The following is an 11,170-nucleotide window of genomic DNA, read 5'->3' on the forward strand; positions in this document are numbered from 1 at the left end:
TCAGAGCAGTGCCAACCCTATAAGAACACACCCATGCAGATGCAAGATTCCATTCAAACGCTGCTGCTGCGTATTGAAGAATACAGGAAAAAGTTTTACATCAATCAGATTGCTAAAGGCGCCATTTTTTTCATTGCGTTCACGTTGTCGATCTACCTCCTCATGAACACGGCCGAGTTTTTTGGCCGGTTTAGTTCGCCCGTACGTGGAGTTCTGTTTTTCGGGTCGCTGACGGTGATGGCGGTCGCCTTGTATTACTGGGTCATCAATCCACTTATTCACCTATACGGTTTGGGTAAGTCGCTCAGTCAGGAAGAAGCGGCTCAGCAAATCGGACGGTTTTTTCCAGAGGTTGGTGATAAACTTCTCAATACTCTACAGCTTCGGGCGCTTAGCCGTCAGCAGAGTGATCTGCTGGAAGCAAGCATTAATCAGCGTTCCAAGCAACTACTAATTGTGCGGTTTGCTGACGCTATTCAGATTAATCAGAACCGTCGCTTTGTAAAATACGCCGTTATTCCGGCTTTTATCATTGGTGGTTTGTTGTTGTTGTACCCGGCCTTTTTGACCAGTACGTCGAAACGGATTATCAGCTATGATCAGGAATTCGCCGAGGAAGCCCCATTCCAGTTTTTACTACGGAACAAGAATCTGAAAGCATTTCGGAATGAGGATTACACGCTGGAGCTTCAGTTAAAAGGGAATTCCCTGCCACAGGATGTTTACCTGGTTTCGAACAACACCCGTTTTAAATTAGCGAACGACGGCAAAGGGCTTTTCACGTATACCTTTGATAATGTTCAACGCGATATACCGTTCCGCTTTGAAGCCGTTGGATTTACTTCGCCCAATTATGCCCTCACGGTTTTGGACCGCCCGGGTCTGCTTTCGTTTGACGTAAGCCTGGTTTACCCGGCATATTTAAACAAGCCCTCGGAACAACTATCCAACGTCGGGAACTTGCTTGTTCCGGAGGGCACTCAGGTAACCTGGCGGTTTTCGGCTGCCAACACGGACTCGGTTCTGGTTCGGTTTGGCAGCGAACCTCGCGGTTTGGTTGCCGATAAGCAGTCGTCCGATGAGTTCGAGTTCTCGCGCGTGGTCAAGAAATCGTCGATGTATTCCATTTCGTTGAAGAACAGAGTAGCTGCTAGCCGTGATAACATTCAATACACGCTGAACGTCGTCAACGATAAGTTTCCGCAGGTTTCACTGGAAAACTTCAAGGACACGACTTTCTATAATTACGTGATGCTGGGAGGGACGATTACCGATGACTACGGTTTCTCGAATCTGAAGGTCATGTACAAAGTGATTCGCGCCGGTCAAAACGCGCCGGAAAGATTTCTAGCTCGTTCTGTTCCTTTCAACCGGTCGACTTCTACGCAGAATTTTTACTACCAATGGGGGCTTGATAGCCTAAAAATGCAGCCCGGCGATCGGTTAGAATATTTTGTTCAGGTTTGGGATAACGACGCCATCAACGGCTTTAAAAGCGCCCGTTCGAGCTTTGCCCAGTTCGCCGTGCCCGATCAGAACAAACTTTCGGAAGAAGCTGAGCGCTCATCTGAAAAAACGGAAAACCAGATCAGCAAGACCCTATCGAAGGCACAACAGCTTAAGAAAGATCTAAATTCTTTGGAAAACCGGCTTCAGACCAAAAAGAATCTGGATTTCCAGGATAAGAAACAAGCCGAAGACCTGCTGAAAAAACGGGAAGAGTTGCTTCAGGAGTTGAAAGAATTGCAAGAACAAAACCGTACCAATAATGAGCGGCAGCAGCGTTTTAACAATCAGAATCCCGAAATGCTCCAGAAATTTGAGCAGCTTCAGAAGCTGATGAATGAGCTGATGGATCCCGAAACGCAGAAGTTGTACGAGGAACTGAAGAAGATGCTGGAGCAAAAGCAGGACGAGAAAATGATTGATATGCTCGACCGGCTGAAGAATAAAGAGAAGAATTTAGAGAAAGAACTCGAACGGGCGCTCGAGCTTTTCAAACAACTGCAGATGGAACAAAAGATGGAAAACACCATCAAAGACCTTCAGCAGCAAGCCGAAAAGCAGGAACAATTAGCGAAAGAAAGCGAGAAAAAAGAAGGTCAGCAAGCGCCGAAAGACGATAAAGCGCAACCCAAAAAAGAAGACTCACAGTCGAAAAAGGACAGCGCTCACTCGAAAAAAGAAGATCAGCAGGGTAAAAAGGATGACAATGCTGACAGCAAGAAAAACGAGAACAACGCTTCAAAAAAAGATGAGAACACTGATTTGAGCAAGAAGCAGGAGGACCTGAATAAAGACTTTCAGAAAACGCGTGAAGATCTGAAAGATATTGAAAAGATGGCTCAGGATATGAAGAATAACCAGGAGCAGGATACGCATCAGGACCTTCAGCAGGAGATCAGTAACGAGCAACAGGAAAGTAAAGAGCAACTCGACAAACAGCAGAACAGCAAAGCCTCCAAATCTCAACGGAACGCGGCCAAGCAAATGAAGAAGCTGAGCGAGCAGTTGGAGCAGCAAATGCAGTCATCGGAGATGGAAGAGTCGCAGGAAAACATGGATGATCTGCGCGATATTCTGGAGAACTTGATTCAGCTTTCGTTTGATCAGGAGCGGGTTATGAAAGATTTCAAAGCCGTTTCTCTGCAAGACCCGCGTTTTGTAAAACTTGCCCAGGACCAGCTAAAGCTGCAGGATGATGCCAAGATTATTGAGGATAGTTTGTACGCATTAGCCAACCGCGTGCTGCAAATCCAGACGTTCGTAACGCGGGAATTGAACAGTATGAAAGGTTACATGGATGAGAGTGTGAAATACATTCGTGAGCGTCGGCTGAATGTTGCTACTTCCAAACAACAATTTGCGATGACCTCCATCAATAACCTAGCTTTGATGTTGAGCGATGTTTTCAAGCAGATGCAGGAGCAAATGAATCAGATGTCGTCCTCTAGTTCAGGCAAAGGCAAGAAAAAAGGCAAGGCAAAGAGCATGGCTTTGGGCGAGATGCAAAAGCAATTGAACGAGCGGATGCAGAAGCTTTTGAAAGAAGGCCAGAATCAGGGGCAAGGTGGCAAAGGCGGCCGCGGGATGTCGGAAGAACTTTCTCGCCTGGCGGCCGAACAAGCCATGATGCGCAAGATGCTGAAGGAATTGCAGGATGCCCAAAAAGGTACGGAAGTTGGGAAGAAACTGGGCAATGAGATGAATGACATTATGAACAAGATGGATGAAACCGAAACCGACCTTGTGAATAAACGACTCTCTCAAAATACCGTTAAACGCCAGCAGGAAATGTTGATTCGTTTGTTGGAATCTGAAAAAGCGATCAAAGAGCAGGAGGAAGATATGCAACGGAAATCTGAATCAGCGAAGCCTGTTATGCGTAAACCGCCCCCGCAGTATGAGCAACTGGTGAGAGATAAGCAGAAACAAGTTGAATTGTTGCGATCTGTTCCGCCGGACTTTTCGCCATTTTACAAACGCGAGGTAGATTCTTACCTCAAGAAGTTAAAGTAAGGTAAGGGGCTTCGGCCCCTTTTTCTTTTTGAATTTTTTGCCGGTTTTCTATGTTTCACTTTATAATGCAGACCTTTGCGCCTGCATTATTTTTCTATTTTTGTCTTCTCTTTTCTGCATGTCGTGAAATGTTTCCACGTGGAACATTTTTTCAAACTTTCTAAAATTCAAATTTTATGTTCAGTAAGTATGATGTCATTGTAGTGGGGGCGGGGCACGCCGGTTGCGAAGCGGCAGTTGCCGCAGCAACCATGGGTTCGTCCGTATTGTTGATTACAATGAACATGCAAACTATCGCCCAGATGTCGTGCAACCCAGCCATGGGAGGAGTCGCTAAAGGGCAGATTGTTCGGGAAATAGATGCACTTGGAGGACAGTCAGGAATCGTCAGCGATAAGTCAATGATTCAATTTCGGATGCTCAATCGTTCGAAAGGTCCCGCAATGTGGAGTCCACGATGCCAAAGTGATCGGATGCTTTTTGCGACCGAATGGCGGAAAACACTGGAAGAAACGCCAAACTTGGATTTCTGGCAGGACACGGTAACCGAGGTCGTTGTCAAAGATAAAAGAGTGTCTGGCGTAAAAACCAGCATGGGAATGACAATCGAAAGTGATGCTGTTGTACTTACCAACGGCACGTTTCTGAATGGTAAAATATATATTGGTGAAAAAACATTCGGAGGAGGAAGAACCGCTGAGCGCTCAGCGACAGGATTGACGGAACAGTTGATTCAGCTGGGCTTTGAAGCAGGGCGAATGAAGACCGGCACACCACCAAGAGTAGACGGCCGGAGCCTAAATTACGACCGCATGGAAGAGCAACCCGGTGACGAAGAACCCGGGAAATTCTCTTACCTCAACACGCCAACGCTAGCTAAACAACGGCACTGCTGGATCACCTATACAAATCCGGACGTCCACGAAGTTTTGAAAACTGGCTTCGAGCGCTCGCCCATGTTTACGGGTCGCATCAAAGGACTGGGACCCCGTTACTGCCCTTCGGTAGAAGATAAAATCAATCGGTTTGCAGATAAAGACCGGCATCAGATTTTTGTAGAGCCCGAAGGATGGGACACCGTTGAGGTTTACGTGAACGGTTTTTCAACCTCGTTACCGGAGGATGTTCAAATCAACGCACTGCGCAAAATACCGGGTTTTGAAAACGCCAAAATGTTTCGCCCAGGTTACGCAGTGGAATACGATTACTTTCCACCGACCCAATTAAAGCATACATTGGAGACTCAATTGATCGACGGCTTGTTTTTTGCAGGACAAATTAACGGCACAACGGGCTACGAAGAAGCGGCTTGTCAGGGTCTGATGGCTGGGATCAACGCGCACAACAAAGCCAGGGAAATAGGCGAGTTTACCTTGAAAAGATCGGAAGCGTATATCGGTGTGCTGATTGATGATCTGATTACAAAAGGTACTGAGGAGCCTTACCGCATGTTTACCTCTCGGGCGGAATATCGTACAATTCTGCGGCAGGATAATGCTGATTTGCGACTGACCGAAAAGGGATATACTATCGGACTTGCCTCTCAGGAACGGTATGATCTTATGCAAACGAAGCAAGCCAATGTGACGGCGATTCTGGAAGAAATGAAACAGATGCGCGTTCAGCCGGAAGCCATAAATGGTCTGCTGGATTCGCTGGGAAGCGCTCAGATCCGTGAAAAAACATCGCCCTATCTGCTTCTGCGGAGACCGGAAATTAACCGCAAAGAACTTCAGTTGCTGGGCGGAAACGTAACGGAATATCTGAACTCATTCAACCAGGAGACCATTGAAGAAGCTGTGATTTCGGTGAAGTACGAGAGCTACGTCGAGAAGGAACGGATCATGGTTGAGCGGACCGAAAAACTCGATAACTTACTAATTCGACCGGATTTTGATTACGACCGGTTGTCGGCTTTGTCATTTGAGGGACGCGAGAAACTGAAGCGCATCCGCCCCCAAACTATTGGCCAGGCATCGCGCATCAGCGGAGTTAGCGCTTCCGATATTTCAATCTTAATGGTTTATTTAGGTCGGTAAGAGCATGGCGGTGGAACACCTTGCAGAATGTCCGGTTTGCGGAAATCAGTCTTTTTCAAATTGGCTTACGTGTAAAGATTATCTAGTTTCTGAAACGGAATTTACCATTCAGAGTTGTGAAAAGTGCGGCTTCAAGGCCACCAATCCTCGTCCAGCCGAAGGAGAGATTGGACGGTATTATCAGTCTGAAGAATACATTTCACACAGCGATACCCGTAAAGGAATCATCAGTCAACTGTACCACACCGTTCGGTCGATTACGGTGAAACAAAAAGTAAATCTGATCAAGGGGCTGTCTCCCAGGAAAGAAAATCTGCTGGATATTGGATGTGGCTCGGGTTATTTTCTCTCGGCTAGCCAGCAGGCAGGCTGGAAAGTGATGGGTACGGAGCCGGATGAAAACGCCCGACAACAGGCGCAAAACCGTGTTCATGTAAAGCTGGGAAAATCGATTCATGAGCTAAATGAGGGCCAGAAATATCATGTTATCACCTTGTGGCACGTTCTGGAACACGTCCACGAATTGTCCGAAACGCTGGAGTGGATGCGGTCGCATTGTCATGCAAATGGTTATGTCGTGATCGCTGTTCCCAACCATCGTTCGTGGGATGCTCAACATTATAAACAGTTTTGGGCGGCTTACGATGTTCCCCGGCACCTGTACCATTTCTCACCCGACGCCATGAAAGCGTTGTTAAGTCGTTACGGTTTTGAAATGGTTGAACAACGCCCAATGCTCTTTGACGCTTTTTATGTGAACATGCTGAGCACCAAAAACCGTGATGGAAAACCGGCCTACCTTGAAAGTTTCTGGAATGGTATTCGTTCTAATTGGGCAGCGTATCAAAATGGAGGGAATTATTCAAGCTTAATTTACATCGCTCAGGCCCGCTAACTAAACAAGAACTTATGCCCTGAATAGCGATACTATTCAGGGTTTTTTATTGCCGAAAAATGAAACAAGCCTTATTTCTGTTCGCCATCATCGCCGTTTTTTTGAATTCATGCTCTCAATACGCTGCTCCAATCGGAGGAAAAAAGGACACATTGGCGCCCGTTCTGGTGAAGAGCACACCGATCAACAAACAGAAAAACTTCAATGAAAAGACCATTGAGCTTTTCTTCAACGAATACATTCGGGTCGAAAATCCGAATCAGAAAATCCTGATCACCCCTGAACCCGAAGCGCCGTTCAAACCGCGGATTAAGCCAAACAGCTTCCGGTTGATTTTCGATAAACCCTTTAAAGAAAATACAACTTACACCTTCAACTTTACGGATGCCGTGAAGGATGCAACGGAAAACAACCCGGCACTAAATTTGAAATTGGTGTTTAGCACGGGCAACTCCATTGATTCGTTGAGGGTAGGAGGGAGGGTCACCGACCTTCAAACCGGCCAGCCCGTCCTGAATACATTGGTCGGTTTGTACATCCCCAACGACACCCTGACGCCAACTAAAACAAAGCCGTATTATTTTACCCGCACCGATACATCCGGAGTTTTTTTGCTGGAAAACGTACGGGACGGACGATACAGAGTTTTCGCTTTCGATGACAAGAACCTCAACCTTATTTTGAATCCGGGTCCGGAAAAAGCCGCTTTTCTGCAAGGTGAGCTGGACTTGAAAGCCAACAATGATACGCTGAATTTCCAGCTGTTTTCTTTTTATAACACTCCCCCGCGGTCCGTCCGAACCCAGCAGCTCGTCAACACCTACACGTATGTTTTTGATCGGGGAATCGAGAGTTATACTGTTCGCTTCACCAATCCGGAAGACAGCATTCCTTCGTTTTTTCGGACTCCTACTGAGCTTACTTTCTTTAATGAGAAAGCAACCAACGACACCCTCCGGCTTCAGATCACGGTAACGGATTCCCTCAAAAACAAAGCAGAGTTAACCCAAAAATTTAAGTTCCGGACGCCATCCCGGCGTGAAACAAGAGAACCGCTTACGCTTACGGCTTTGCCTGCGGATAACGGCGATGTGGATCGTCAGGTAAAAACGGAGTTTCGATTTTCGAAACCAATCAAAACGATCACGACGGACTCGCTGCAATTATTCAGTGACAGCACAAATCGCATACCGCTGAGTGAGCAGGATTACCGCTGGGAAAATAATCGAACCCATTTTATTCTGAACAAGACAACCACCGCCGGGCGAAGTGTGGCGCTTCGGTTGGGGAGAGGAGCTTTCATTAGCGTTCTCAATGATTCAACGGCAGCGACGGAACTCAACTATTACATCCGCGATCCGGAGAAGTACGGGGTCCTGATCGGAAAAGTAAACACAACCGCCAAGCAATTTATTGTTGAGTTACTTGATGAGGAGTTCAAACCAATTGATAAACAAATAAACAACCCGAACTACCGTTTCGTTAATATCAAACCGGGCCGTTACCGACTTCGGGTTATTATTGACGAGAACGGAAACGGGCGGTGGGACAGTGGTAATCCCCTGGAAAACCGTATGCCCGAACCCATCTACTTCTTCACTAGGAACAAAGGAATCATTCTAATAAAAGCCAACTTCGATATCAACGAAGACATTGATGCATTCTGAAAAGGTCAATGTAAAATTAAAAAAACACAAATAAACGGTGGAAAAGTCAGTGGACAACTGCGAGCCCAATGTGGAAAAAATGTGAAGAGGTAGAAAAGGGGCTGTGGAAAATCCAGTTTCCTATGTTGATAAGTTTCCCCGGGAGTGTGGATAGGGGATAACTTCTCGCTTCTCCACAAATTATTCCTCAACTAATCAACACGTGGAAATGTTTACACTGTATCTTGTGGAAATGTGCTTAAGTACCGTTACGCTAGTAACCCCTAAATGTGGATAAGTAGAATTCGGATTGAAAGTCAATCATTTACGTGTGGATAATTTTATAAGTGGTGTGGATAACTCAAAATTCTTATCCACAAATAAATCAGACCGATGTGTATAAATAACTTGTCCACATATCCACAGGGAACAACCTTTAAAATCCTTTTATTAAACATTTAATAAAAAAAGAAAATGAAGAAGGTAGTGGGTCTATGGTTCATGCTGTGCTTTGTTGGCTTACTGAATGGATTTGCTCAGGAAGGGCAGGACCTGGCCGATGAGTATTTCAAAAAGGGGGAAACCGAAAAAGCGTATACGATATACCAGAAGTTAATAAAGCCGGGCGCGAACAAACAGGTGATGAACCGCTATGTGGAAAGCGCCGTCAAACTGGATAAGATCAGTGAAGCCGAAAAGGTTATTCGGCGATTAGTGAAGTTGGATGATAAGAATCCGTACGTTTTCCTGCAGGCCGGTATTCTGGAGGAAAGCCGGAAGGACTCGGCTAAAGCAGAAGTTTACTTTAACAAAGCTATGGCCGTTGCTAGCGGTAATGTTAACGGGTTGGCCGAATTAGCGCAGGACTTTTCGGAGCGAAATAAGCAGGCATGGTCGGTTAAAATTTTGAAGAAGGCGCGCGAACAGAGTAAAGATCCGGTGGCCTACGCCGGCGAACTGGCCCGCTTGTACGGAGCCCTCGGTCAGAAGGAAAACATGGTCGATGAGTTGTTGCAGTGGGGATTGATACCGGGAAACCGGGATAATGTGCAGGCCATCCTGCAGGACAACTTGAAGGAGAATGATCAGAAGATGCTGGAAACCGTTCTCTACAAGAAAGTGCAGGAAAACCCGAACGAAATGTTCTACACGGAAATGCTCGTTTGGTATCTGACCCAGAAGAAAGAGTTTTACAAAGCTTTCATTCAGGAACGCGCCCTCGACAAGCGCCTAAAATTGACCGGTGTGCGCGTTTATGATCTGGGTGCGGTTGCACTCCAGAATAAGGATTATAAGAACGCAGCGGCCATGTTTGAGTACGTAGCGAAGGAATATCCCCAGGGGCAGCTCTATCCGTTTGCCCGACGCCTGGTAATTAAGGCCCGGGAAGAGCAGGTTAAGAACACATATCCCGTCGATAACCTCGAAATCCGGAAGCTCATCGCCGACTACCAGAAGATGTTTCAGGAATTGGGCAAAAACAACCGGACACTCGAAGCCCTGCGGAGCACAGCCAACCTCTACGCCTTTTACCTGGACGAGAAAGATACGGCCATAACCATTCTTCAATTGGCTACGGAAATTGGTAAAAACGAAAAAGCCTTCATTGACCGCTGTAAGCTGGATATGGGGGATATCTATCTGCTCAAAGGAGAGCCGTGGGAAGCTACGTTGCTGTATTCACAGGTCGAAAAGTCTCAGAAAGAAGATTTGCTGGGTTATGAAGCAAAGCTCCGGAACGCCCGGCTGCATTACTACAAGGGCGATTTTGAATTGTCGAAAGAAGTACTGGACATTTTGAAACAAGCCACCAGTCGTGAAATTGCCAACGACGCCGGAGCGCTCAGTCTACTCATCATGGACAACACGGGGATGGACAGTTCCGAAACAGCGATGAAGGAGTTTGCTTCCATTGAACTCATGCTCTTCCAGAACAAGGTCGATTCGGCGGCACTGGCGCTTAACGAATTGTACACGAAGTACAAAGATCATAGCCTGGCTGATAACATTCTGTGGCTACGGGCCAATACGTTGTTGAAACAAAACAAAACGGACGAAGCGCTCCAGGATCTGGAAAAAATATCGGCCAATTACGGGGAAGACGTGTTGGGCGATGATGCTTTATTCCTGACGGCAAAGACGTACGAGGAAAACAAGAAAGACAAAACCAAAGCTATGGAACTCTATAACCAGCTTTTGCAGAAGTATCCGGGCAGTATCTTCGGGGCCGAAGCCCGAAAACGATTCCGATCTTTACGGGGAGATGTTATCAACTAATAAAAAAGACCCGCCGGACGGCGGGTCTTTTTTATTTCAGGCGGTTTGCAGAAGCATATCTTTAAATTCCGCAAAATCAGCCTTCATTTTTATACTTTGCTTCGGACGGTTCATTAATTCTTCCAAAGACGCCGGGATATCCACAGGCGTGTGGATAACTGACTCCACCAGTTCTTTAAACTTAGCCGGATGAGCCGTTGCCAAGGATATTCCACAGACATCTTTGTGGATATGTTGATAACTCTTCAACCCAAGGTAACCAACCGCCGTGTGGGGACACGTGACGTAGTTAAACTGTTGATAAACATCAGCCATAGCCTGTTTGGTCTGCTCATCATCAAAGTAATAGCCAGACAACATTTGTTTCAGTGTATCGAAGTCGTCGTTGAACAAATGAGTCAACCGCACAAAGTTGCTGGGGCTGCCCACATCCATGGCGTTGGAAATCGTTTCCACCGACGGTTTAGGCGCGTAAGCACCGGTTTCGAGGTACCTTGGTACCACGTGGTTCAAGTTCGTTGAAGCAATAAATTGATGGATTGGTAACCCCATTTTGTAAGCCAGTGTCCCCGCACTCAGGTTACCAAAATTGCCGCTGGGTGTTGAAAAAACGACGGGTTTTCCAAAGTGCTTTACCTGACCATAGGCCCGAACGTAGTAAAAGCTCTGAGGAATCAGTCGGAAGATATTGATGGAGTTAGCCGATGCCAAACTGAACTGCTGATTCAATTCAACATCCGTAAAAGCCGTTTTGACGAGTGCCTGACAGTCATCGAAAGTCCCATCGACTTCAA

6 protein-coding genes (1 of these 6 only partly in view) are annotated in these 11,170 nt (G+C 46.5%); 5 read left to right on the plus strand and 1 reads right to left on the minus strand.

What is annotated here, in order from left to right:
• Positions 1-33 precede the first annotated feature (33 nt).
• From OQ371_RS08275 to OQ371_RS08295, 5 genes are all read left to right on the plus strand, one after another.
• Entirely contained in the window at positions 34-3,519 is a 3,486-nt protein-coding gene (locus OQ371_RS08275; protein ID WP_265993317.1) for a coiled-coil domain-containing protein, read from the plus strand.
• Positions 3,520-3,695: 176 nt separating this feature from the next.
• Positions 3,696-5,558: a tRNA uridine-5-carboxymethylaminomethyl(34) synthesis enzyme MnmG gene (gene mnmG, locus OQ371_RS08280; protein WP_265993318.1), complete on the plus strand. Its 1,863-nt coding sequence runs from the start codon at positions 3,696-3,698 to the stop codon at positions 5,556-5,558.
• A gap of 4 nt (positions 5,559-5,562) precedes the next feature.
• On the plus strand, positions 5,563-6,453 hold the full coding sequence (locus OQ371_RS08285; protein ID WP_265993319.1) for a class I SAM-dependent methyltransferase: 891 nt from the start codon (positions 5,563-5,565) through the stop codon (positions 6,451-6,453).
• A 59-nt stretch (positions 6,454-6,512) separates the two neighbouring features.
• On the plus strand, positions 6,513-8,120 hold the full coding sequence (locus tag OQ371_RS08290) for an Ig-like domain-containing domain (protein WP_265993320.1): 1,608 nt from the start codon (positions 6,513-6,515) through the stop codon (positions 8,118-8,120).
• Between the two features lie 453 nt (positions 8,121-8,573).
• Positions 8,574-10,376, plus strand: a complete 1,803-nt coding sequence (locus OQ371_RS08295; protein ID WP_265993321.1) for a tetratricopeptide repeat protein — start codon at positions 8,574-8,576, stop codon at positions 10,374-10,376.
• A 36-nt stretch (positions 10,377-10,412) separates the two neighbouring features.
• Here OQ371_RS08295 and thrC read toward each other — a convergent pair whose 3' ends face one another.
• Positions 10,413-11,170: the 3' portion of a threonine synthase gene (gene thrC / locus OQ371_RS08300; RefSeq protein ID WP_265993322.1), read on the minus strand. 547 nt of this gene lie beyond the right edge of the window; 758 of the gene's 1,305 nt are visible here — the last part of the coding sequence; its start codon lies beyond the right edge, outside the window; the stop codon is at positions 10,413-10,415.

The organism is Larkinella insperata (assembly GCF_026248825.1).
Classification (GTDB): Bacteria; Bacteroidota; Bacteroidia; order Cytophagales; family Spirosomataceae; genus Larkinella; species Larkinella insperata.